Raw genomic sequence first — 22,033 nt, forward strand, 5'->3', positions numbered from 1 at the left:
CGGCTACTTCTCCGCGTTGCCGGGCCCGCGGATCCCGAGGGCCCGGGTCGTCTCGGGGTTCACGAGCAGGACGAGCGCCGCGACGGCCACGACCGCGAGGGCGATCCCGGCCGGAATGGCCATGCTGTCGGCCTGGAGCAGGTTGTAGGCCACCGGCAGCGCCATGAGCTGGGTGATGACGGCCGGGCCGCGGCTCCAGCTGCGGCAGCCGAGCAGCCCGCGCGCGGCGAGCAGCGGCAGCAGCGCGAGCACGACGAGCGTGATACCCCCGGTCACGGCCTGCTGACGGTCGTCCGGCTCACCGGTGAGGCCGAGGACGAGGATCCAGACGCCGCCGACGACCAGTGCGAGCCCTTCCAGCGCGGCCAGCAGCGCGGCGTACGTCAGCCTCCGCGGTCGGGGGCCGGGGGTGTCCTGGGTGGTGGAGGTCTGCTCACTGCTCACCCCTGAAGAGTAGCCCCGGCCGTACGCGCCCCTCATGGCCAGGTTCGCCCCCGCTCTCTTACCTGATCCCTACCTCGGTATGGGCCAGGTACCACCCAGTAGGTACGCTGCCAGTCATGCGTGCACTTCTCGTGGTCAATCCGGCGGCAACCACCACAAGTGCGCGCACACGCGACGTACTGATCCACGCGCTCGCCAGCGAGATGAAGCTGGAAGCGGTCACCACCGAGTACCGCGGCCATGCGCGCGACCTGGGCCGGCATGCGGCGGAGAGCGACGACATAGACCTGGTGGTGGCCCTCGGCGGCGACGGCACGGTCAACGAGGTGGTCAACGGCCTGCTCCACGCCGGTCCCGACCCGGGACACCTCCCCGGCCTCGCCGTGGTCCCGGGCGGCTCCACCAACGTCTTCGCCCGTGCTCTGGGCCTGCCCAACGACGCGGTGGAAGCGACCGGGGCCCTGCTGGACGCCTTGCGCGACGGCAGCGAACGCACCGTCGGCCTGGGCCTGACCTCCGGCACCCCGGGCACGGAGGACGCGGCGGTGCCCTCCCGCTGGTTCACCTTCAACGCGGGACTCGGCTTCGACGCCGGCGTGGTCGGCCGGGTGGAGCAGCACCGCGAGCGCGGCCGGAAATCCACACACGCTCTTTACGTCCGCCAGGTCGTGCGCCAACTCCTCGGGGAACCGAACCGCCGGCACGGGACGATCACGCTGGAACGGGCCGGCGAGGATCCGGTCACCGATCTGGTGCTGTCCATAGTCTCGAACACCTCCCCGTGGACGTTTCTGGGGAATCGCCCGATCTACGCGGCACCTAAGGCCTCGTTCGATACCGGACTGGATCTCTTCGGTCTCAGCCGGCTGTCCACGACAGCGGTTGCCCGGTATGGCACCCAGTTGCTCACTTCGTCCCCCGAGCGCGGACCCCATGGCAGGCACGCGACCTCTCTGCACGATTTGACCGAGTTCACCTTGCATTCGAAGGTGCCGCTCCCCCTCCAGATGGACGGTGACCACCTGGGGCTGCGAACGAGCGTGACGTTCACAGGCGTACGTCGTGCACTGCGTGTGATTGTGTGAGCAGAACTGGCTAAAGTCCTTTCACTCGAACGTTTAGGCCAGGGTCCACCCCATGGAAGTACGGCTGTGACCTAGTCGACACCGAAGAATCAAAAAAAACTTTCCAGAAGGGGTTGTATCCGCCGCTGAGGTTTGCGAGTCTCTACGTGGCGATCGGGACGGCCCGCAGCATCGGCCTCCACTGATCACCAGAACCCCTCTTCAACTCACAGGACCCACGCCAGGGAACCTGGCGATCGGCCCTTCACTTGTTGAGGGATTCGTGAAAGCGTTCACATTCACAAGCACCTGCACGTAATACCAAGGAGAGGTAGCAGCCATGGACTGGCGTCACAACGCCGTTTGCCGCGAGGAAGACCCCGAGCTCTTCTTCCCCATCGGCAACACCGGTCCTGCGCTGCTGCAGATCGAGGAAGCCAAGGCCGTCTGCCGTCGCTGCCCGGTGATCGAGCAGTGTCTGCAGTGGGCGCTCGAGTCCGGCCAGGACTCCGGCGTCTGGGGTGGTCTCAGCGAGGACGAGCGCCGCGCCATGAAGCGCCGCGCCGCCCGCAACCGGGCCCGTCAGGCCTCCGCCTGACAACCCACCCCTGCTGACAGCCTGAGCTTGGCGGCGCGTACAGCGAGTACGCATCTCCCGCCCCCGAGCCGCAGCGCGCAGTTCCCCCGATGCGCTTAGTTAAGCAGCAACGAGCTTTAGCCCCGGGCCATTTGATGGCCCGGGGCTCAATGCTGTGACGGGCCTCTTCCGAGGGACCCGGGCCGGTCTCGGCAGTCGCTGCTGCTACTTCCGCGTCGGCACCGGGATGTCCAGGATCACACGGGTGCCGCGCTCGGGGGCCGGGACCATGTCGAAGGTTCCCCCCAACTCGCCCTCCACCAGGGTGCGTACGATCTGGAGGCCGAGATTGCCCGCGGTCTTCGGATCAAAACCGTCCGGCAGGCCGACGCCGTCGTCCTGGACGGTGACCAGCAGGCGGGCCTCCTTGGACGTACCGCCGCGGACCGCCGACACCTCCACCGTGCCGGTGTCGCCCTCGCGGAAGCCGTGCTCCAGCGCGTTCTGCAGAACCTCGGTCAGCACCATCGACAGCGGCGTGGCGACCTCGGCGTCGAGGATGCCGAAGCGGCCGGTGCGCCGGCCGGCGACCTTGCCCGGGGAGATCTCCGCGACCATGGCCAGGACGCGGTCGGCGATCTCGTCGAACTCCACGCGCTCGTCCAGGTTCTGGGAAAGCGTCTCGTGCACGATCGCAATCGATCCGACGCGTCGCACCGCCTCCTCCAGAGCCTCGCGGCCGCGGTCGGATTCGATGCGCCGGGCCTGGAGGCGGAGCAGGGCCGCCACCGTCTGGAGGTTGTTCTTGACGCGGTGGTGGATCTCCCGGATCGTCGCGTCCTTGGTGATCAACTCGCGTTCGCGGCGGCGGAGTTCGGTGACGTCGCGGAGCAGGACCAGCGAGCCGATGCGGGTGCCCTTGGGTTTGAGGGGGATCGCGCGGAACTGGATGACCCCGTCGCTGGCCTCGATCTCGAACTCGCGCGGCGCCCAGCCGCTGGCGACCTTGGCGAGCGCCTCGTCCACCGGGCCCCTGGTCGGGGCGAGTTCGGCGGTGGTCCTGCCCAGGTGCTGGCCGACGAGGTCGGAGGCGAGGCCGAGGCGGTGGTAGGCGGACAGCGCGTTCGGGGAGGCGTACTGGACGAGGCCGTCGGCGTCGAGCCGGATCAGGCCGTCGCCCACCCGGGGCGAGGCGTCCATGTCGAGCAGCTGGTTCGCGAACGGGAAGGAGCCGGCCGCGATCATCTGTGCGAGGTCGGAGGCGCTCTGGAGGTAGGTGAGCTCCAGGCGGCTCGGGGTGCGCACGGTGAGGAGGTTGGTGTTGCGCGCGATGACACCGAGGACGCGCCCCTCGCGCCGCACGGGGATCGACTCGACCCGGACGGGGACCTCTTCGCGCCACTCGGGGTCCCCCTCGCGCACGATGCGGCCCTCGTCGAGGGCGGCGTCCAGCATCGGGCGGCGGCCACGCGGGACCAGGTGGCCCACCATGTCGTCCTGGTAGGACGTCGGACCGGTGTTGGGCCGCATCTGCGCGACGGACACGTACCGCGTGCCGTCGCTGGTGGGGACCCACAGCACCAGGTCGGCGAAGGAGAGGTCGGAGAGCAGCTGCCACTCCGAGACCAGCAGGTGGAGCCACTCGAGATCGGTGTCGTCGAGGGCGGTGTGCTGGCGTACGAGTTCGTTCATGGAGGGCACGTGAGCGAGCGTACCCGGGGGTTTGTACGGCTCTGAAATGTGCGGGCCCGGAGCGGTACGGGCTCCTGGACACCCGCGGGCCGCGGCGCCTGGGAGGGACCCTCAACCCTCCCGGCACCGCAGCCCGGAGCAGTATCGGCCGTGGGGTGTGCGGTCCCGGTCGGCCGAAGGACGAGGAGCCGGGGCAGTCAGGGCAGAGAGCCTCGGTTCCTCTGTCCGCCTTCCTGTGCGGGGAAGGCGGAGGCTGGTGCGCGCTGCACACGCGCTCTCATCACGCATTGTGGACTAGACCACTCGTGGGTGTCCATGCGTTGGAGGCTGTTCGTTGTTGTTAATTCTCAGACGGCTCGGGCGCGCCGGCGTCCTCACGCAGCCTAACCGGTGTGGGTTCCTGTGCGGGGCCAGACGGACATGGCAATTTCCGCGACCGACTCCAGTTCCTCCCGGCTCGCCCCGTCCCGCGCCTGTTGTGACATGCCCTGGATCATCGCTCCGGCGTGCCGGGCCAGGGCGGCGGCGTCGGTCCCCGGAGGCAGCACACCGGCGGCGGCATCGGCGCGGACGCGGCTCTCGATCGCGGCGATGTTGGCGTTGCGACGGTCCCGCAGCGACCGTTCGACCTCGGGGGTCGAGCAGTTCGCGGCGGCGTGGACGACGAGACAGCCGTGCGGATGGCCTGGTTCCGTGTACGCGGCGGCGGCCTCGCGCAGCATGCGCTCGACGGCGTCCCGGGCGGTGGGTTCCTCGGCGAGGGCCCGGTCCGTGAACGAGCCGTACCTCCTGCCGTAGACCTGGACGACCTCCTCGAAGAGGGACCGCTTGTCGCCGAAGGCCGCGTAGAGGCTGGGGGCGCCTATGTCCATGACGCGAGTGAGGTCGGAGACGGACGTGGCCTCATACCCGTGCTCCCAGAAGGCCAGGAGTGCCTTTTCCAGGGCCGTCTCACGGTCGAAGGAGCGGGGGCGGCCGCGGGGCCTTCCTCTGACCTTGCCCGTTGCCGTTCCGCCCGTCGCGGTTCCGGTGCCCTGGCTCGTCGCGGTTCCGGTGCCCTGGCTCGTCGCGGTTCCGTGTCTCTCGGCCCTCGCGGTCCCGTCGTCGTTCACCATGGAGTGCATTTTATAGCGGCCACTAGAAAAATGTCGGCGGGCTGCTGTACGGTCATTTCTGTAGCGACCGCTAGATAAATGAGAAGGGGGCGCCGCCATGGGCGTGCTCACAGGCAGGACTGCACTCGTCACGGGTGCGAGCAGGGGCATCGGGCGAGGGATCGCCGAGCGGCTGGGCCGCGACGGCGCGCGGGTCGGCGTGCACTACGGCAGGAACGAGACGGCGGCGAAGGAGACGGTCGCGGCGATCGAGGCGGCGGGCGGCTCGGCGTTCGCGGTGGGCGTGGAGCTGGGCCTGCCGGGGGACGCCGAGGCACTGTGGGCGGAGTTCGACCGGCACGCGGACGGGCTGGACATCCTCGTGAACAACGCGGGGATCGGTAACACGCCCCCGATCCAGGAGCTGGACGAGCCGGAGTACGACAAGGTCTTCGCGGTGAACGTGAAGGCGCCGTTCTTCATACTCAAGCACGGCATGAGCCGGCTGCGGGACGGCGGCCGGGTCGTCAACATATCCTCGGGGCTGGCCCGGACCGCGGTGATGACGGACAACATGGCGTACGCGATGACGAAGGCCGCGCTGGACGTCCTCTCGCGGGACCTGTCCAAGGTGCTGGGCCCCCGGGGCATCACGGTGAACTCGGTGGCGCCGGGGATCATCGACACGGACAACACGGCCCAGCTGCTGCACGGCAGTGCCGACGGCTGGGCGAAGGCCGCGGCGTATTCGGCGCTGGGCGGGGTGGGCGAGCCGGCCGACGTCGCCGACGTGGTGGCGTTCCTGGTCTCGGACCAGGGTCGGTGGGTCACGGGAAGCTGGGTGGATGTGACGGGGGGTTCGCTCACATAGTCAGCGAGTCTCCGTCACCTTCGCCAGCGCCCGGGGCGCGTCCGGGTCCTGGCCGCGGGCGATGGTGACCTCGTAGGCCAGGAGCTGGAGGGGAATGATCTCCAGGACGGGCTGGACCTCCTCGGCGACATCCTCCGTCGGCAGGACGAAGCCGGCCGACGCCTGCTCGACCTGGTGCCTGGGGCCGATGACGACCAGGTCGGCACCGCGGCCGCGCAGCCGGTCGAGGACCGGCTGGAGCGCTTCGCCGCCCTTGCCGTCGGTGACGACGGCGATGACCGGGGAGACGTTGTCGACCATGGCGAGCGGCCCGTGCAGCAGGTCGGCGCCGGAGTAGGAGAGCGCGGGGATGTAGCTGGTCTCCATCAGCTTGAGGGCGGCCTCCTTGGCCGTGGGGTAGCCGTAGCCGCGTGAGGTGATCACCATGCGCTCGGCGAAGCGGTAGCGGGCGGCGAGGGCGCGCACCTCGTCCTGCCGGGCGAGCAGCTGCCCGGCGAGGTCCGGCAGCACCTGGGCGGGTGCGCCGTCGCCGCCGCGCAGGCCCTCGACGAACAGGTAGAGCGCGAGGAGGGAGGCGGTGTACGTCTTGGTCGCGGGGAGGGCCTTCTCCGGTCCGGCCATGATGTCGATGTGGTACTCGGAGACGCCGGCGAGCGGTGAGTCCGGGTTGTTGGTGACGGCGAGCGTGATCGCGCCGGCCTCGCGGGCGGCCCGCGTCGAGGCGACCAGGTCCGGGGAGCCGCCGGACTGGCTGACGGTGACGACGAGGACATCCGTGAGGTCGGGCCGGGCACCGTAGGCCGTGGTGGTGGACATCGAGGTGAGTCCGCAGGGCAGGCCGAGCCTGATCTCCAGAAGGTACTTGGCGTAGAGGGCGGCGTTGTCGGAGGTGCCGCGGGCGGTCAGCAGGACGAAGCGGGGGGCGCGGGCGGCGATCTGCTGTGCCACGTCCCCGATGGTGGCGGCGCCGTCGGCCAGGATCCGGCGCAGCACGGCGGGCTGCTCCGCCATCTCCCGGGCCATGATCCGGCCCGGGCGCTCGCTGAGGGGGTCCGGTGTGGCGGCGGCGGTCATGGCGGGGTCCTTCCGGGGCGCGGGCAGATGCAGCTCCCATTCCACTCCCCCGCACCGCGGAACGGCCACGCGGGACCGGCGCTGTTCACCTGCGGGAGACCTGGCCGGCACCGGGTGGCTGCCCCTGCGGGACCGGCGGACTTCACCCTGGGAGCGGCGTCACCGCTCTGTTAGATTGGTCTAAACCACACGACCCCTCCCGGGTCCGGTCCCAGTTGAGCATCCCTCTCAGATCGGCAGGCCCAGCGTGGAAGTTGTCATCGTTCCGGACGCCAAGGCTGGCGGCGAGCTCATCGCCGAGGCCATGGCTCAGCTGCTCCGGCGCAAGCCCGGCGCCCTGCTCGGCGTGGCGACCGGCTCGACGCCGCTGCCCGTGTACGAGGCGCTGGCGGCCAAGGTGTGCTCCGGTGCCGTGGACGTCACGCGGGCGCGGATAGCCCAGCTCGACGAGTACGTGGGGCTGCCCGCCGACCATCCGGAGTCGTACCGCTCGGTGCTGCGGCGTGAGGTGCTGGAGCCGCTCGGCATCGGGATGGACCAGTTCATGGGACCCGACGGCACGGCCGAGGACGTGCAGGGCGCGTGCGAGGCGTACGACAAGGTGCTCGCGGACGCCGGGGGTGTGGACCTTCAGCTGCTCGGGATCGGGACCGACGGGCACATAGGGTTCAACGAGCCGTGTTCGTCGCTGGCGTCGCGGACGCGGATCAAGACGCTGACGGAGCAGACCCGGATCGACAACGCGCGCTTCTTCGACGGCGACATCGACCAGGTGCCGCACCATGTGATCACACAGGGCATCGGCACGATCCTGGAGGCCCGGCACCTGGTGCTGCTCGCCACCGGCGAGGGCAAGGCGGACGCGGTCGCTGCGACGGTGGAGGGGCCGGTCGCCGCGGTGTGCCCCGCGTCCGCGCTCCAGCTCCACCCGCATGCGACCGTCGTGGTCGACGAGGCCGCCGCGTCGAAGCTGAAGCTGGCGGACTACTTCCGGTACACCTACGCCAACAAGCCGGAGTGGCAGGGGATCTAGGGGCCCTCGCTTACAAGGCCTCGTCGTCGGCCGGCTCGTCCTCGGCGCGCAGGCCGGCCACCCACAGCGGCATGACCCGGTGGACGACGAGGACGGCGATGAGGAGGGGTGCCGCGTAGGCCTTCGGGGCGTTGCCGTCGACACCGCCCGTGATCAGCAGGGCGGCCGCCGTCGCGGCCAGGAGCAGCGTGGTCATGCGGTGGGCCCGGGCCAGGACGCGGCGGCGCTCGGCCGACTGCCGCTCGTCCAGTACGTGTTCGCGCAGCTCCAGCAGGCCCCGGGTGGCGCCGTTGATGACGCCGGTCGCGACCATCCAGGGAAGCAGCAGCACCGCCATCGCGGCGACGGGCCACAGCGGCTCGCCCTCGGCGAGGAAGAAGTGGGTCATCAGTGCGCCGATGGCCACGGTGAGGGTGATGTGCGCGGCGACGGCCAGACGTCGGCGTGCCGCCGTGGCGTACCAGGCCTGGGCGCGGCGGTCGTTCATCAGCCGCAGCATGCTCCGGTCGTAGCGGGTCAGGCGTGTCGTCGTCATGGCTGGTTCCTCCCGTAGACCTCGTCCGTGAGCGGCCGGAACGGTTCGAGGGAGAACAGGGCCTCGACCGGCAGACCGAAGAACTTCGAGATCTTCAGTGCCAGGTCGAGGCTCGGGTTGTACTGGCCTCGCTCGATGTAGCCGATGGTCTGGTAGTGGGCTCCCACTGCCTCGGCCAGGCTCTGGCGCGACACCTTCCGTTCGGCGCGCACCATGGCCAACCTGTTGTGCACCTGCTCGCTCATGTATAAGAAGTACTACATTCGGAGGCAGTCTTACAACCAGCTGCACAACCAGCTCTACAACCCGGCGATCACCTCGGCCGCAGCCCGGCCGCAGACGCGGGCCGCGCCGTGGGTGGCGATGTGCAGGGCGCCGCGGGGTGCGGCCTGGGGGACGCCCATTTCGACGACGATGGTGTCGGGGCGGGCCGCCAGCAGGGTGTCGAGGGCCGAGGCCATCCAGGGGTGGCGGTGTTCGTCGCGGACGACGGCGACGATGCGCCGCGGACCGGCCGCCTGGAGCGCCGCCCGTCCGGCGCCCTCACCGGCACCGGCATCGCTCGCGTTGCCGTCCTCCGACTTGCCGTCCTCCGCCGAGAAGCTGCCCGTCACCGTGCCCGGCAGGAGGTGGACGAGTTCGGCGGCGATGCCCCAGGGGGTCTCGTCGCCCACCGCGATGTTGGCGACGGGGGTGAGGGCGGCGACGTAGGGCGGTTCGGTGAGGGGCTTGAAGGTCTCCGGGGTCCCGAGGCCCGGGGCGACGGTGACCGTGAGGGCGCGGCGAGCGGCGTGCAGGCCGATCTCGCTGCCGTGGGTGTCCTCGGGTGCGCGGTTCGCCGTGCTCGCCCAGCGGGCCAGCGCCCGGACCCGGTGCGCGGCCTCGGCCAGGCGTTCCTCGGGCAGTTCGCCCGTGCGGACCGCCGCGACCAGGGCGTCGCGCAGGCGCCGTACGGTCGCGTCGTCGGACAGACCGCCGCCCACGCAGATCGCGTCGGCACCGGCGGCGACGGCGAGGACGCTGCCGCGTTCGATGCCGTAGGTGCCCGAGATGGCCCGCATCTCCATGCCGTCGGTGACGATGAGGCCGTCGTAGCCGAGTTCGCCGCGCAGCAGTCCGGTCAGGATGCGGCGGGAGAGGGTCGCCGGGCGGTCGGGGTCCAGGGCAGGGACGAGGATGTGGGCGCTCATCACGGCCCGGCTGCCGGCGGCGATGGCCGCGCGGAACGGGGCCAGTTCGCGGTCGCCCAGGACGTCTTCGGGGACGTCGATGCGCGGGAGGGCGTGGTGGGAGTCGACGGCCGTGTCGCCGTGGCCGGGGAAGTGCTTGGTGCAGGCGGCGACTCCGGCCGACTGCAGGCCCGTCACATACGCGGCGGTGTGCCGGGCGGCGAGGTCGGTGTCGGCGCCGAAGGAGCGGACACCGATCACCGGGTTGCGCGGGTCGGAGTTGACGTCGGCGGACGGGGCCCAGTTGAGGTTCACGCCGCAGGCGGCGAGACGGCGGCCCAGTTCGTGGGCGACCTCTCGTGTCAGCTCCACGTCGTCCACCGCGCCGAGGGCGTGGTTGCCCGGGAAGGAGGAGCCGGTCCGCACCTCCAGGCGCGTCACGTCACCGCCTTCCTCGTCGATCGCGACCAGGACGTCGTCGCGCTCGGCCCGCAGCTGGGCGGTCAGCGCGGCCAGTTGGCCGGGCGAGGCGATGTTGCGGCCGAACAGGCCGACGGAGGCGAGGCCCTCGCCGAGCCGGCGCAGCAGCCAGTCGGGGGCGGTGGTTCCGGTGAAACCGGGCTGAAGGACCGTCAGGGCGTCACGGGTGAGCGTGTCGGTACCGCTGGCGAGTGTCGTCATGGGGTGGGGTCATCCCTTCACGGCGCCCGCGGTCAGGCCCGCGGCCATCTTGCGCTGGACGAGGAGGAAGAGGGCGACGATCGGCACGGCCATCATCGTGGCGCCGGCCATCATCGGGGCGTATTCGGTGCCGTGCTTCGTGGTGAAGTTGCCGAGCCAGACGGTCGCCGTCTGGTTCTTCTGGCTGAGCAGCATCAGGGCGTACAGGTACTCGTTCCAGGCCTGGATGAAACCGTAGACCGAGGTGGCGACCATGCCGGGGGCCAGGAGCGGGAAGACGACCCTCAGGAAGGCGCCCGTGCGGGAGCAGCCGTCGACCATGGCCGCCTCCTCCAGTTCCTTCGGGATGTTGACGATGAAGCCCCGCAGCGTCCACACGGTGAAAGGGAGGATGAAGGTCAGGTACGTGATGATGAGGCCCGTCAGCCGGTCGTACTGGCCCAGGTCGTTGAGCAGCAGGAACACCGGGATGATCATGGCGACCAGCGGGACCATCTGGACCGCGAGGATGCCCACGATCACGATCTTGCGGCCGCGGAAGGCGAACCGGGAGATGGCGAGCGCGGCCAGCAGCCCGACGACCATGCCGATGACGACCACCGCCAGCGACACCACCATGCTGCGGCCCACCGGACCCCAGAAGTCGGCGATGTCCAGCGCCCGGCCGAAGTTGGCGAAGGTGATGCCGGTCGGCAGCAGGCTCGGGTCCGGGTCGATGGCGTCCTTGGCGGGCTTGAACGCCGTGTTGAGCATCCAGTACAGCGGGAAGCCCGCGGTGACGAAGACCAGGAGGCCGAGGACGTTCCACCAGAGCTTCGGCGCCCGGCGGCCGGTCAGCGTGCTGCTCATTCGACCTCTCCGATCTTCAGCATCTGCCGCATGTAGACGGCGACCACGCCGAGCAGCAGCAGGACGGTGATCAGCGCGATGGCCGAGCCCTGGGCGTAGTCGTTGACCACGAACGCCCGGTCGTAGGAGTAGGTGTTGAGGACCTGGAACTCCGGCTCGGGATGGCCGCCCCGCATCACGAACACCTGGGGGAAGACGCCCATGTCCCAGATGACCGACAGGGTCGTGAGCATCACGATGATCGGCTTGAGGACGGGCAGGGTGACATAGCGGAAGACGCCCCAGGCGCCGGCGCCGTCCAGGCGGGCCGCCTCCTCCAGCTCCTTCGGCACCTGGGTGAGACCCGCGCTGAGCGTGATGACCACGAACGGCACGGCTCCCCACACCACCAGCAGCGTGATCACGGCCAGGCCCTCGGGGCCGCTGGCGAACCAGTTGTGGCCGATCATCTCGACGCCGGGCAGCTTGCTGAGCAGCGCGTTGAAGACGCCGTAGTCCGAGTCGAAGAGCCACTTGAAGACCGTGGTGGCCACGATCACGGGCATGCCCCAGCTGGCCACCAGCACGATGTTGATGAGCATCTTCAGCCAGCCGGAGACCCGCTGGAGCAGCAGGGCGATCGCCATGCCGATCACCATCGTGAAGACGACGGCCCCGGCGGCGAAGACGATCGTGCGGACCACGACGGTCCAGAACTCACCGTCTCCCAGCACCTTCGCGAAGTTGTCGAACCCGACCGACTCGGCCGGCTGGAAGCCCCACAGCTGGGACTGCCCGAACTTCTGGAAGGACAGGGTGACCAGACGGGCCAGCGGATAGCCCATGACCAGGGCCAGGATCAGCAGGCAGGGCGCGAGCAGCAGCCAGGGGACCGCGGCCGGGCTCGACGTCCGTGGCCTACGGGGCGTGTCCGCCAGGCCCGGTGGCGGCGGTGCCTGCCGCGGTGGCGGCACCTTGACGGGGGTGGTGGTGTCTGCGGCACTCATCGCGCGCTCCTCGGCGGTCCCTCAGGTCTTGACGACGGCGGGGCTCCCCGACCGGGAGCCCCGCGCGAAGGTCACTTGGTGTTGATGACCTTGTCGATCGCGGCGTCCGCGTCCTTGGCGGCGGCCTCGACCGACTTCTTGCCGGTGCCGATGCTCTGGAGCATGGTCTGGAGGATCTGCGCCTTCTCGACCTGGCCCCAGCCGGGGGCCATCGGGACGAACCAGTTGGACTCGGCCGCGGTGGCGGGGACCGCCGTCTTCGGGTCGTTCTTCAGCGTCGCGAGGTCGGTCTTGTTGTTGGGCAGGTTGCCCTTGGCCATCAGGCCCTTCTGGCCGGAGGACCCGGTGAACGCGTTGATCCACTCGGCGGCCAGGGCCTGCGCGTCGGACTTCACCGGCACGGCGAGGTCGGAGCCGCCCAGGAAGACGGGCATGTTCTTGCCGGACGGGCCGGGCATCACGAAGTTCTCGAGGTTGCCCTTGAGCTTGCCGGACTTGTCGTTCTTCGGGTCCTCGGCGGTCGCGCCCTCCCAGGCGGCGGCGAAGATCATGGCGGACTTGCCCTGGCCGTAGACGATGTAGCGGTCGGACTCGTCCTTGGTCTTGTCGCCGTGCATGTAGGAGTCGATGACGTTCTTGAACTCCTTGAGGCCCTTGAGGGACTCGGGCGAGGAGAGCGAGGCCTTCCACCGGCCGCCCGACTCGGTGGCGATGGCGCCGCCGGCGTCGTAGACGAAGGACATGGCCGCGTACCAGTCACGGGTGGGCTGGTACCAGGCGCTGAACTTGCCGCCCTGCTTCTTCTGGATCTTGTCCAGGGCGGCGGTGAGCTCCTTGTAGGTCTTCGGGGGCGTCTTCACCCCGACCGAGGCGGCCACGTCCTTGCGCCAGTTGGCGACGCGGCCGCCGGCGTAGTACGGGACGCCGTAGGTCTTGCCGTCGTAGGTCACCGAGGCCTTGAGGCCGTCCAGCCAGGCGTCCGAGCTGTCGAACTCGGCCGGGTCGAGGGGGGCGAAGGCACCCTTGACCATGTAGCCGAGCATCTCGGTGTTGCCCATCTCGACCACGTCGGGGACCTTGTCGGTGGCGAGGACGGCGTCGAGCTTGGCGTTCTTGTCGGGCCAGCCGTAGTACTCGTGGTTGATCTTGAGACCGGGGTGTTTCTTCTGCACCGCCGCGTCGGCGGCCTTCACCAGTTCCGGCCAGTTGTTCTGTGCGTCGACGGTGAGCCAGACGGTCAGCTCCTTGGCGTCCGCGCCCTTGTCCGAACCCCCGCTGCCACCCTCGCCCCCGCACGCCGCGATGGAGACCACCATGCCCGCGATACCGATCGCGGATATCAGCTTGCGCTTCACGCCACCCTCCTCAGGGATGCCACCGACCCCCCTGCTCCCCGAACGTGGGGCCAGGACCCTGGACCAATGGTGTAGACCAGTAGGGGGAGCTTGGACCAGACCAGCAGGCCTGTCAAGGGTCCGGAATGAGCTCTGACCAGCCGTTATGCGACCTACATATGCAGGGACCTTTAAGTAAGAACCCGGCGAAAACCCGGGCCGGGCACGGCATACTCCAGGTAGACCACTTGAAGTTGTGGACTAGACCAAAAGCGGCGCCGACGGTATACAAGTGAGATCGTGTCGGCACAGGAGCCGGGAAGGCGGAGCATGAGCACCGACATCAGCAGTGCGGAGAACGAGAACGGGGCGCCCGTCCGTACCGCACGCGTGCCCAAGTACTACCGCCTGAAGAAGCACCTGCTCGACATGACCGAGACGCAGGCGCCCGGCACGCCGGTCCCGCCCGAGCGCACTCTGGCGGCGGAGTTCGACACCTCGCGCACGACCGTGCGCCAGGCGCTCCAGGAACTGGTCGTCGAGGGGCGGCTGGAGCGCATCCAGGGCAAGGGCACGTTCGTCGCCAAGCCGAAGGTCTCGCAGGCGCTGCAACTGACCTCGTACACCGAGGACATGCGCGCACAGGGTCTCGAACCCACCTCGCAGCTCCTGGACATCGGCTACATCACCGCCGACGACCGCCTCGCCGGGCTGCTCGACATCACGGCCGGCGGGCGGGTGCTGCGCATCGAGCGGCTGCGCATGGCCAACGGCGAGCCGATGGCCATCGAGACGACCCACCTGAGCGCGAAGCGCTTCCCGGCCCTGCGCCGGTCCCTGGTGAAGTACACGTCCCTCTACACCGCGCTCGCCGAGGTCTACGACGTCCATCTCGCGGAGGCCGAGGAGACCATCGAGACGTCGCTCGCCACCCCGCGCGAGGCCGGCCTGCTCGGCACGGACGTCGGCCTGCCGATGCTGATGCTCTCCCGGCACTCACTGGACCGGGAGGGCCAGCCGGTGGAGTGGGTGCGGTCGGTGTACCGGGGGGACCGGTACAAGTTCGTGGCGCGTCTGAAGCGTCCCCAGGAGTAGCGGACCGGCAGCGGAATCGTCGGTTTCTTTTGGGTACCGCATTACGGACGAGGGGTTCCGTTCCCGCCGCACCCTGACCTAGATTGCCTGCGCATTGCACAGGTGATCACTGAGGGGACGGAGCCGCCTGATGTCGCAAGCCCCAGAAGCCGGCAGAGGGGCGACGGTGACGCCGATGCGCGTCGTCATCGCTCTCTGCCTCATAGCGCCCTTCGTGGCCATGTTGTGGGTCGGCTCGTACGCCAAGACCGACCCGGCCTTCATCGGGATCCCGTTCTTCTACTGGTACCAGATGGCGTGGGTGCTGATCTCCACGGCGCTGACGATGATCGCCTACAAGCTGTGGCAGCGTGACCAGCGCGCCCGCTCTGCCGCGAAGGGCGGTGCGTCGCAGTGAACGACGGCGTGAACGGCGTCGCACTCGCCGTCTTCATCTTCTTCTTCCTGGCCGTCACGGTCATGGGCTTCCTGGCCGCGCGCTGGCGCAAGGCCGAGAACGAGCACAGTCTGGACGAATGGGGCCTGGGCGGCCGCTCGTTCGGCACCTGGATCACCTGGTTCCTGCTCGGCGGCGACCTGTACACGGCATACACCTTCGTGGCCGTACCGGCGGCGATCTACGCGGCGGGCGCGGCCGGCTTCTTCGCGGTCCCCTACACGATCCTCGTCTACCCGCTGATCTTCACGTTCCTGCCCCGCCTGTGGTCGGTCTCGCACAAGCACGGGTACGTGACGACGTCCGACTTCGTGCGCGGCCGGTTCGGCTCGAAGGGCCTGTCGCTGGCTGTGGCCGTGACCGGCATCCTGGCCACGATGCCGTACATCGCGCTCCAACTGGTCGGCATCCAGGCCGTCCTGGACGTCATGGGCGTCGGCGGCGGCGAGAACACCAACTGGTTCATCAAGGACCTGCCCCTGCTGATCGCCTTCGGTGTGCTGGCGGCGTACACGTACTCGTCGGGTCTGCGGGCGCCGGCGCTGATCGCGTTCGTGAAGGACACCCTGATCTACATCGTCATCGCGGTGGCGATCATCTACATCCCGATCAAGCTGGGCGGCTTCGACGAGATCTTCGCCAAGGCCGGCGAGGCGTACGGTCAGACCAACCCGGCGACGGGCGCGCCGCGGGGTGCGCTGGTGCCGCCGGAGGCGGGGCAGTGGACGTACGCCACGCTGGCGCTGGGTTCGGCGCTCGCGCTGTTCATGTACCCGCACTCGATCACGGCGACGCTGTCCTCGAAGAGCCGTGACGTGATCCGCCGCAACACCACGATCCTGCCGCTGTACTCGCTGATGCTGGGTCTGCTCGCGCTGCTCGGCTTCATGGCGATCGCGGCCGGGATCAAGGTGCAGAACGGGCAGCTGGCGATCCCGCAGCTGTTCGAGACCATGTTCCCGGACTGGTTCGCGGGTGTGGCCTTCGCGGCGATCGGCATCGGGGCCCTGGTCCCGGCGGCCATCATGTCCATCGCGGCCGCGAACCTCTTCACCCGCAACATCTACAAGGACTTCATCAAGCCGGACGCCACGCCGGCGCAGGAGACCAAGGTCTCCAAGCTGGTGTCGCTGCTGGTGAAGGTGGGCGCGCTGGCCTTCGTCCTCACCATGGACAAGACGGTCGCCATCAACTTCCAGCTGCTGGGCGGCATCTGGATCCTGCAGACCTTCCCGGCCCTGGTGGGCGGCCTGTTCACCCGCTGGTTCCACCGCTGGGCGCTGCTCGCGGGCTGGGCGGTCGGCATGGTCTACGGCACGGTCGCCGCGTACGGTGTCGCCTCGCCGACCCAGAAGCACTTCGGCGGCTCCTCGAAGGAGATCCCGGGCATCGGCGAGATCGGCTACATCGGCCTCACGGCGTTCGTCCTGAACGTCGTCGTCACCGTCGTCCTGACCTTCGTCCTCAAGGCACTGAAGGCCCCCGACGGCATCGACGAGACCAAGCCGGAGGACTACACGGCGGACGCGGGCGACCCCGGCGTCCAGGTGGAGCTTCCGCCGGCGACAGCGGGCACCTCGCACTGACTCGCAGGTGACAGCGGGCCGCCGGTGGAAAACCGGCGGCCCGTTGTCATACCCGTCCCGCAGACTCGGACCATGGACATCCTCATCCGGCGGGTGAAGCCCGCCGAATACGACGCCCTCGGCGAGATCACCGCCCAGGCCTACCTGAAGGACGGCCTCCTCGACTTCGGGGAGAGTGACGGATACCTCGGCGAACTCAGGGACGTGGCCAAGCGGGCCGCCGCCGCGGACGTCCTGGTGGCCACCCAAGGCGAACACCTCCTCGGTGGCGTCACCTTCGTCCCTTCCGGCGGTCCCATGGCCGACATCGCCCGGCCCTCGGAAGCCGAGATACGGATGCTCGCCGTCGCCCACGAGGCCCGCGGGCGCGGCGCAGGAGAGGCCCTCGTCCGCGCCTGCGTCGACCGCGCCCGTGCGACGGACGGCTGTGTCCGCGTCGTCCTGTCCACACAGCGCACCATGCGCTCCGCCCACCGCATCTACGAACGTCTCGGCTTCGTCCGCGCCCCGGAGCGCGACTGGAGCCCCGTTCCGGAGCTCGCCGACATCACTCTCCTCACCTACGAGTTGACGCTGTGAAACCGTCGCGACACTACATCTAGGGGTGCTTTCGCCACCCGGCACAAGATGTATGCTCATGCTCGCTGTCGCCGCAGGGGAATCCGGTGCGAATCCGGAACTGTCCCGCAACGGTGTACCCATGCCCTTTTATGCGTGCGTGGGAGTCAGTCCGAGGACCTGCCGACAGCGCGCCCGGCCGCCCGGCCGGTGCGCCCTGACGTCCGGGCCTCGCGGAGTGGGCCGGTGGACGCGACGCCGCGTGCGTTCGCGTGCTGCCGACCCCTGCCCTGCGCGAGGCCTCGTGCCGAGCGAGGGAGAGCCCCACGTGACCATCGCGCCAGCCGATCCGGTCTCAGCCGCGGAAAAAGAGCATGACGGTCCCGGTGCCGCGCTGCTGCGGACCCTGGCCGAGCTGACCGCCGACCTGCCCGACGCCGATCCCGGCCGGGTCGCCGCCGCCGCGCTGCGCGGCCGGTCCGCGCGGGCCGACGAGTCGGAGTTGCGCGAGCTGGCGACCGAGGCGGCCGCCGGCCTCATCTCCGAGGATCCCGCCTACTCCCGGCTGGCCGCGCGCCTGCTGACGATCGGGATCCGCGCCGAGGCCGCCTCGCAGGGCGTCACATGCTTCACCGAGTCGGTGACGGTCGGGCACCGGGAGGGCCTCATCGCCGACCGGACCGCCGGGTTCGTGCGCCTCCACGCCGCCCGTCTCGACGCCCTGATCGACACGGCGGCCGACGACCGCTTCGGCTACTTCGGCCTGCGCACGCTGCACAGCCGCTATCTGCTCCGGCACCCGATCACCCGCAAGGTGATCGAGACACCCCAGCACTTCATGCTGCGCGTCGCCGCCGGTCTCGCCGAGGACGACACCCGCCGCTCCGTCGACGAAGTCGCCGCGCTCTACGGGCTGATGAGCCGGCTCGACTACCTCCCCTCCTCCCCCACCCTCTTCAACTCCGGCACGCGGCACCCGCAGATGTCGTCCTGCTACCTCCTCGACTCCCCCAAGGACGAGCTGGACTCGATCTACGACCGCTACCACCAGGTGGCGCGGCTGTCGAAGCACGCCGGCGGCATCGGCATCGCGTACTCCCGCATCCGTGCGCGCGGTTCTCTGATCCGCGGCACCAACGGCCACTCCAACGGCATCGTCCCGTTCCTGAAGACGCTCGATGCCTCGGTCGCCGCCGTGAACCAGGGCGGCCGCCGCAAGGGCGCCGCCGCGGTCTACCTGGAGACCTGGCACTCCGACATCGAGGAGTTCCTGGAGCTGCGCGACAACACCGGCGAGGAAGCCCGCCGCACGCACAACCTGAACCTCGCGCACTGGGTGCCCGACGAGTTCATGCGGCGGGTGAACGCCGACGCGCCGTGGTCGCTGTTCTCCCCCGTGGACGTGCCCGAGCTGGCCGACCTGTGGGGCGAGGAGTTCGACGCCGCGTACCGGGCGGCCGAGGCAAAGGGCCTGGCGAAGAAGACCCTGCCCGCGCGCGAGCTGTACGGCCGCATGATGCGCACCCTCGCGCAGACCGGCAACGGCTGGATGACCTTCAAGGACGCCGCCAACCGCACCGCCAACCAGACGGCCGAGCCGGGCCACGTCGTCCACTCCTCCAACCTCTGCACGGAGATCCTGGAGGTCACCAGCGACGGGGAGACGGCGGTCTGCAACCTGGGCTCGGTCAACCTCAGTGCCTTCGTGCGCGACGGGGACATCGACTGGGAGCGGCTGGACGAGACCGTCCGCACGGCCGTCACGTTCCTCGACAGGGTCGTGGACATCAACTTCTACCCGACCGAGCAGGCAGGCCGCTCCAACGCCAGGTGGCGTCCCGTCGGCCTCGGCGTCATGGGCCTCCAGGACGTCTTCTTCAAGCTGCGCCTGCCCTTCGACTCGCCCGAGGCCAAGGCGCTCTCCACCCGCATCGCCGAGCGCGTCATGCTCGCCGCCTACGAGGCCTCCGCCGACCTCGCCGAGCGCAACGGCCCGTTGCCGGCCTGGGAGAAGACCCGTACGGCGAAGGGCGTGCTCCACCCCGACCACTACGACGTGGAGCTGACCTGGCCGGAGCGCTGGGCGGCCCTGCGCGAGCGCGTCGCCGCGAGCGGCATGCGCAACTCCCTGCTCCTCGCCATCGCGCCGACGGCCACGATCGCCTCGATCGCGGGCGTGTACGAGTGCATCGAGCCGCAGGTGTCCAACCTGTTCAAGCGCGAGACGCTGTCCGGTGAGTTCCTCCAGGTCAACTCCTACCTGGTGCAGGAGCTCAAGCGGCTCGGCGTGTGGGACGCCCGCAGCCGCGAGGCCCTGCGCGAGGCCAACGGCTCGGTGCAGGACTTCGCCTGGATCCCCGAGGACGTACGCGCCCTCTACCGCACGGCGTGGGAGATCCCGCAGCGCGGCCTGATCGACATGGCGGCGGCCAGGACCCCGTTCCTGGACCAGTCCCAGTCCCTGAACCTCTTCATGGAGACGCCGACCATCGGCAAGCTCTCCTCGATGTACGCGTATGCCTGGAAGTCCGGGCTGAAGACGACGTACTACCTGCGTTCGCGCCCGGCGACCCGCATCGCCCGCGCCGCCCAGGCCACCGTCCCCGTGCAGGCCGCCCCGGACCCCGAAGCGGTCGCCTGCTCCCTGGAAAACCCCGAGTCCTGCGAGGCCTGCCAGTAATTCCCACCCGCCACCCGACCGCCACCCCTGGAGGACGGCGCTTCGCGCCGACTGCTATGACTCAGAACCTTCTCGACCCCGGCTTCGAGCTCACCCTGCGTCCCATGCGCTACCCGGACTTCTACGAGCGCTACCGGGACGCCATCAAGAACACCTGGACCGTGGAGGAGGTCGACCTCCACTCGGACGTCGCCGACCTCGCCAAGCTGTCCCCCGCCGAGCAGCACCTGATCGGCCGGCTGGTCGCCTTCTTCGCCACGGGCGACTCGATCGTCGCGAACAACCTGGTGCTGACGCTGTACAAGCACATCAACTCCCCTGAGGCGCGGCTGTACCTGAGCCGGCAGCTCTTCGAGGAGGCCGTGCACGTCCAGTTCTATCTGACGCTCCTGGACACCTACCTCCCCGACCACGACGACCGGGCGGCGGCCTTCGCGGCCGTCGAGAACATCCCCTCCATCCGCGAGAAGGCCGGGTTCTGCTTCAAGTGGATGGACTCGGTGGACCAGCTCGACCGGCTGGAGACCCAGGCCGACCGCCGCCGCTTCCTGCTGAACCTGATCTGCTTCGCCGCGTGCATCGAGGGCCTGTTCTTCTACGGTGCCTTCGCCTACGTCTACTGGTTCCGCAGCCGGGGCCTGCTGCACGGTCTGGCCACCGGCACCAACTGGGTCTTCCGCGACGAGACGATGCACATGTCGTTCGCCTTCGACGTGGTCGACACCGTCCGCAAGGAGGAGCCGGAGCTGTTCGACGACCGGCTCCGGCAGGAGGTGACGGACATGCTCCGCGAGGCCGTCGAGGCCGAGCTGCAGTTCGCGCGCGACCTGTGCGGTGACGGCCTCCCGGGCATGAACACCGAGTCGATGCGGCAGTACCTGGAGTGCGTCGCCGACCAGCGGCTCACCCGCCTGGGCTTCGCTCCGGTCTACGGCTCCCAGAACCCCTTCTCCTTCATGGAGCTCCAGGGAGTTCAGGAGCTGACCAACTTCTTCGAGCGGCGGCCCTCCGCGTACCAGGTGGCGGTGGAGGGCACCGTCGACCTGGACGAGGACTTCTGAGGCCGCTCGGCTTCGCGGGTCTCCTGGGCCTCCCTGATCTGACGGTCGACGCGCCGGTCGCGGACGACACCGATCACTGACGGGAGGACCAGGAGGACCAGCATCCCGAGTACGAAGATCATTGCGATGAGTGTCTGTACCTGGTTCGTGTCCATAGACACCACTGTCGCGCCGATGACTCCTTACCGTCAGTGGCAGTACTGTCATAGACCCTCGAATTACTGCCACTGCCGAGGCACACTGAAGACATGCTCCAGAACGTGGCGGTCGTCCTCCTCGACGGCGTGAACCCCTTCGAACTCGGTGTGGTGTGCGAGGTCTTCGGCACCGACCGCAGCGACGACGGCCTGCCGGTCTACGACTTCGCCGTGGCCTCGGCCGAAGGCCCGGCGCTGCGCATGAACTCGGGCGTCTCACTACAGGTGGAGCACGGCCTGGAGCGGTTGGAGACGGCCGATCTGATCGCCGTGCCGGCCGGGCACAGCTACGCGTCCCGTGAGTTCCCGCCGGAGCTCCTGGACGCCCTGCGGCGTGGGGTCGACCGCGGCGCCCGGGTGCTCAGCGTCTGCTCCGGCGCCTTCGTGCTGGCCGCTGCCGGGCTGCTGGACGACCGCCGCTGCGCCGTGCACTGGAAGCATGCGGACGCCCTGGCCCGGCAGTACCCGCGGGCGGTCGTGGAGCCGGACGTGCTCTACGTCGACGAGGACCCGGTGATCACCTCCGCCGGCACGGCCGCCGGTATCGACGCCTGCCTGCACCTGGTGCGCAAGGAGCAGGGCTCCGAGGTCGCCAACAAGATCGCCCGGCGGATGGTGGTTCCGCCGCACCGCGACGGCGGCCAGGCCCAGTACATCGAGCGTCCGCTGCCGCACTCCGAGGCCGACACGATCGGCGAGCTGCTGGCGTGGATGGAGCGGCACCTCGACGAGGAGGTCACCGTCGAGCAGCTGGCCGCCCGCGCCCACATGTCCCCGCGCACCTTCGCCCGCCGCTTCCAGCAGGAGACCGGGACGACTCCCTACCGCTGGATCCTGCGCCAGCGCGTGCTGCTGGCCCAGCGGCTGCTGGAGGCGACGGACGAGACGATGGACGCGATCGCCGGTCGAACGGGGTTCGGCAACGCGGCCGCGCTGCGCCACCACTTCGTCCGGGCGGTCGGGACGACGCCGAACGCCTACCGGCGCACGTTCAGGGGCCCTGAGGCGGCCTGACGC

General features: G+C 69.5%; 21 protein-coding genes and 1 riboswitch. Of the genes, 11 read left to right on the plus strand and 10 right to left on the minus strand.

The genetic code is table 11. The features are described from left to right. Positions 1 to 3: 3 nt before the first annotated feature. Positions 4 to 444 (minus strand): hypothetical protein, encoded by a 441-nt coding sequence (locus ACIBL4_RS05390; protein ID WP_399406745.1) that lies wholly within the window; start codon positions 442 to 444, stop codon positions 4 to 6. Between the two features lie 116 nt (positions 445 to 560). Between ACIBL4_RS05390 and ACIBL4_RS05395 the strand changes: the two genes are divergently transcribed. Next, entirely contained in the window at positions 561 to 1,529 is a 969-nt protein-coding gene (locus tag ACIBL4_RS05395) for a diacylglycerol/lipid kinase family protein (protein WP_399406747.1), read from the plus strand. Positions 1,530 to 1,848: 319 nt separating this feature from the next. Then, the gene (locus ACIBL4_RS05400; protein ID WP_003992873.1) at positions 1,849 to 2,106 is read left to right on the plus strand and encodes a WhiB family transcriptional regulator; all 258 of its coding nucleotides are present in this window, start codon (positions 1,849 to 1,851) and stop codon (positions 2,104 to 2,106) included. A 204-nt stretch (positions 2,107 to 2,310) separates the two neighbouring features. Here the strand turns inward: ACIBL4_RS05400 and ACIBL4_RS05405 are convergent, their stop codons facing one another. Continuing rightward, positions 2,311 to 3,777 (minus strand): PAS domain-containing sensor histidine kinase, encoded by a 1,467-nt coding sequence (locus tag ACIBL4_RS05405; RefSeq protein ID WP_356924649.1) that lies wholly within the window; start codon positions 3,775 to 3,777, stop codon positions 2,311 to 2,313. Between the two features lie 383 nt (positions 3,778 to 4,160). Further along, complete coding sequence (locus ACIBL4_RS05410) at positions 4,161 to 4,892, minus strand: TetR/AcrR family transcriptional regulator (protein WP_399406749.1); 732 nt, start codon at positions 4,890 to 4,892, stop codon at positions 4,161 to 4,163. A 97-nt stretch (positions 4,893 to 4,989) separates the two neighbouring features. Here ACIBL4_RS05410 and ACIBL4_RS05415 point away from each other — a divergent pair, with 97 nt between their 5' ends. Further along, positions 4,990 to 5,742 carry an SDR family oxidoreductase gene (locus tag ACIBL4_RS05415; protein WP_399406751.1) on the plus strand — a complete coding sequence of 251 codons (753 nt, stop codon included), beginning with the start codon at positions 4,990 to 4,992 and terminating at the stop codon, positions 5,740 to 5,742. On the opposite strand, the gene ACIBL4_RS05420 is transcribed toward ACIBL4_RS05415, so the two are convergent. Then, positions 5,743 to 6,816 (minus strand): SIS domain-containing protein, encoded by a 1,074-nt coding sequence (locus ACIBL4_RS05420; RefSeq protein ID WP_399406753.1) that lies wholly within the window; start codon positions 6,814 to 6,816, stop codon positions 5,743 to 5,745. It abuts the gene before it with no gap. Between the two features lie 247 nt (positions 6,817 to 7,063). Here ACIBL4_RS05420 and nagB point away from each other — a divergent pair, with 247 nt between their 5' ends. Continuing rightward, on the plus strand, positions 7,064 to 7,849 hold the full coding sequence (gene nagB, locus ACIBL4_RS05425) for a glucosamine-6-phosphate deaminase (protein WP_399406755.1): 786 nt from the start codon (positions 7,064 to 7,066) through the stop codon (positions 7,847 to 7,849). Between the two features lie 10 nt (positions 7,850 to 7,859). Here the strand turns inward: nagB and ACIBL4_RS05430 are convergent, their stop codons facing one another. The 6 genes from ACIBL4_RS05430 to ACIBL4_RS05455 form a co-directional block, all read right to left on the minus strand. Continuing rightward, entirely contained in the window at positions 7,860 to 8,384 is a 525-nt protein-coding gene (locus ACIBL4_RS05430; protein ID WP_399406757.1) for a hypothetical protein, read from the minus strand. Next, positions 8,381 to 8,629, minus strand: a complete 249-nt coding sequence (locus tag ACIBL4_RS05435) for a helix-turn-helix transcriptional regulator (RefSeq protein WP_003992865.1) — start codon at positions 8,627 to 8,629, stop codon at positions 8,381 to 8,383. The genes ACIBL4_RS05430 and ACIBL4_RS05435 overlap by 4 nt, the downstream gene beginning before the upstream one ends. A gap of 54 nt (positions 8,630 to 8,683) precedes the next feature. Beyond that, positions 8,684 to 10,234 carry a glycoside hydrolase family 3 protein gene (locus ACIBL4_RS05440; RefSeq protein ID WP_399406759.1) on the minus strand — a complete coding sequence of 517 codons (1,551 nt, stop codon included), beginning with the start codon at positions 10,232 to 10,234 and terminating at the stop codon, positions 8,684 to 8,686. A 9-nt stretch (positions 10,235 to 10,243) separates the two neighbouring features. After that, on the minus strand, positions 10,244 to 11,083 hold the full coding sequence (locus ACIBL4_RS05445; RefSeq protein WP_086563476.1) for a carbohydrate ABC transporter permease: 840 nt from the start codon (positions 11,081 to 11,083) through the stop codon (positions 10,244 to 10,246). Further along, the gene (locus tag ACIBL4_RS05450) at positions 11,080 to 12,069 is read right to left on the minus strand and encodes a carbohydrate ABC transporter permease (protein WP_399406762.1); all 990 of its coding nucleotides are present in this window, start codon (positions 12,067 to 12,069) and stop codon (positions 11,080 to 11,082) included. The genes ACIBL4_RS05445 and ACIBL4_RS05450 overlap by 4 nt, the downstream gene beginning before the upstream one ends. A gap of 71 nt (positions 12,070 to 12,140) precedes the next feature. Beyond that, positions 12,141 to 13,424: an extracellular solute-binding protein gene (locus ACIBL4_RS05455; RefSeq protein WP_399406764.1), complete on the minus strand. Its 1,284-nt coding sequence runs from the start codon at positions 13,422 to 13,424 to the stop codon at positions 12,141 to 12,143. 309 nt (positions 13,425 to 13,733) lie between these two features. Between ACIBL4_RS05455 and ACIBL4_RS05460 the strand changes: the two genes are divergently transcribed. From ACIBL4_RS05460 to ACIBL4_RS05490, 7 genes are all read left to right on the plus strand, one after another. Then, positions 13,734 to 14,498: a GntR family transcriptional regulator gene (locus tag ACIBL4_RS05460; RefSeq protein WP_399406765.1), complete on the plus strand. Its 765-nt coding sequence runs from the start codon at positions 13,734 to 13,736 to the stop codon at positions 14,496 to 14,498. Positions 14,499 to 14,628: 130 nt separating this feature from the next. Then, a complete protein-coding gene (locus tag ACIBL4_RS05465; protein WP_399406767.1) occupies positions 14,629 to 14,895 on the plus strand; it encodes a DUF3311 domain-containing protein in 267 nt (88 codons plus the stop codon). Continuing rightward, on the plus strand, positions 14,892 to 16,520 hold the full coding sequence (gene mctP, locus ACIBL4_RS05470) for a monocarboxylate uptake permease MctP (RefSeq protein ID WP_399406769.1): 1,629 nt from the start codon (positions 14,892 to 14,894) through the stop codon (positions 16,518 to 16,520). Before ACIBL4_RS05465 ends, mctP begins: the two co-directional genes overlap by 4 nt. Positions 16,521 to 16,592: 72 nt before the next feature. Continuing rightward, entirely contained in the window at positions 16,593 to 17,099 is a 507-nt protein-coding gene (locus tag ACIBL4_RS05475; RefSeq protein ID WP_399406771.1) for a GNAT family N-acetyltransferase, read from the plus strand. A gap of 77 nt (positions 17,100 to 17,176) precedes the next feature. Further along, a riboswitch (cobalamin riboswitch) is annotated at positions 17,177 to 17,259 on the plus strand. 147 nt (positions 17,260 to 17,406) lie between these two features. Then, positions 17,407 to 19,758, plus strand: coding sequence for a ribonucleoside-diphosphate reductase subunit alpha (locus ACIBL4_RS05480; protein ID WP_399406773.1), 2,352 nt, complete (start codon positions 17,407 to 17,409; stop codon positions 19,756 to 19,758). A gap of 56 nt (positions 19,759 to 19,814) precedes the next feature. Next, a complete protein-coding gene (locus ACIBL4_RS05485; RefSeq protein WP_399406775.1) occupies positions 19,815 to 20,819 on the plus strand; it encodes a ribonucleotide-diphosphate reductase subunit beta in 1,005 nt (334 codons plus the stop codon). 248 nt (positions 20,820 to 21,067) lie between these two features. Further along, positions 21,068 to 22,030 carry a GlxA family transcriptional regulator gene (locus ACIBL4_RS05490; RefSeq protein ID WP_399406778.1) on the plus strand — a complete coding sequence of 321 codons (963 nt, stop codon included), beginning with the start codon at positions 21,068 to 21,070 and terminating at the stop codon, positions 22,028 to 22,030. The last annotated feature ends 3 nt before the right edge of the window (positions 22,031 to 22,033 follow it).

This window comes from Streptomyces sp. NPDC050416, from assembly GCF_044458845.1.
In the GTDB taxonomy this organism is placed as follows: Bacteria; Actinomycetota; Actinomycetes; order Streptomycetales; family Streptomycetaceae; genus Streptomyces.

Excerpts from the sequence above, each read along its gene's own strand:
- ACIBL4_RS05395 (WP_399406747.1), top strand. The coding sequence starts at position 561 with ATGCGTGCACTTCTCGTGGTCAATCCGGCGGCAACCACCACAAGTGCG.
- ACIBL4_RS05400 (WP_003992873.1), top strand. The coding sequence starts at position 1,849 with ATGGACTGGCGTCACAACGCCGTTTGCCGCGAGGAAGACCCCGAGCTC.
- ACIBL4_RS05405 (WP_356924649.1), bottom strand. The coding sequence starts at position 3,777 with ATGAACGAACTCGTACGCCAGCACACCGCCCTCGACGACACCGATCTC.
- ACIBL4_RS05410 (WP_399406749.1), bottom strand. The coding sequence starts at position 4,892 with ATGGTGAACGACGACGGGACCGCGAGGGCCGAGAGACACGGAACCGCG.
- ACIBL4_RS05415 (WP_399406751.1), top strand. The coding sequence starts at position 4,990 with ATGGGCGTGCTCACAGGCAGGACTGCACTCGTCACGGGTGCGAGCAGG.
- ACIBL4_RS05420 (WP_399406753.1), bottom strand. The coding sequence starts at position 6,816 with ATGACCGCCGCCGCCACACCGGACCCCCTCAGCGAGCGCCCGGGCCGG.
- ACIBL4_RS05430 (WP_399406757.1), bottom strand. The coding sequence starts at position 8,384 with ATGACGACGACACGCCTGACCCGCTACGACCGGAGCATGCTGCGGCTG.
- ACIBL4_RS05435 (WP_003992865.1), bottom strand. The coding sequence starts at position 8,629 with ATGAGCGAGCAGGTGCACAACAGGTTGGCCATGGTGCGCGCCGAACGG.
- ACIBL4_RS05440 (WP_399406759.1), bottom strand. The coding sequence starts at position 10,234 with ATGACGACACTCGCCAGCGGTACCGACACGCTCACCCGTGACGCCCTG.
- ACIBL4_RS05445 (WP_086563476.1), bottom strand. The coding sequence starts at position 11,083 with ATGAGCAGCACGCTGACCGGCCGCCGGGCGCCGAAGCTCTGGTGGAAC.
- ACIBL4_RS05450 (WP_399406762.1), bottom strand. The coding sequence starts at position 12,069 with ATGAGTGCCGCAGACACCACCACCCCCGTCAAGGTGCCGCCACCGCGG.
- ACIBL4_RS05460 (WP_399406765.1), top strand. The coding sequence starts at position 13,734 with ATGAGCACCGACATCAGCAGTGCGGAGAACGAGAACGGGGCGCCCGTC.
- ACIBL4_RS05465 (WP_399406767.1), top strand. The coding sequence starts at position 14,629 with ATGTCGCAAGCCCCAGAAGCCGGCAGAGGGGCGACGGTGACGCCGATG.
- ACIBL4_RS05475 (WP_399406771.1), top strand. The coding sequence starts at position 16,593 with ATGGACATCCTCATCCGGCGGGTGAAGCCCGCCGAATACGACGCCCTC.
- ACIBL4_RS05485 (WP_399406775.1), top strand. The coding sequence starts at position 19,815 with ATGACTCAGAACCTTCTCGACCCCGGCTTCGAGCTCACCCTGCGTCCC.
- ACIBL4_RS05490 (WP_399406778.1), top strand. The coding sequence starts at position 21,068 with ATGCTCCAGAACGTGGCGGTCGTCCTCCTCGACGGCGTGAACCCCTTC.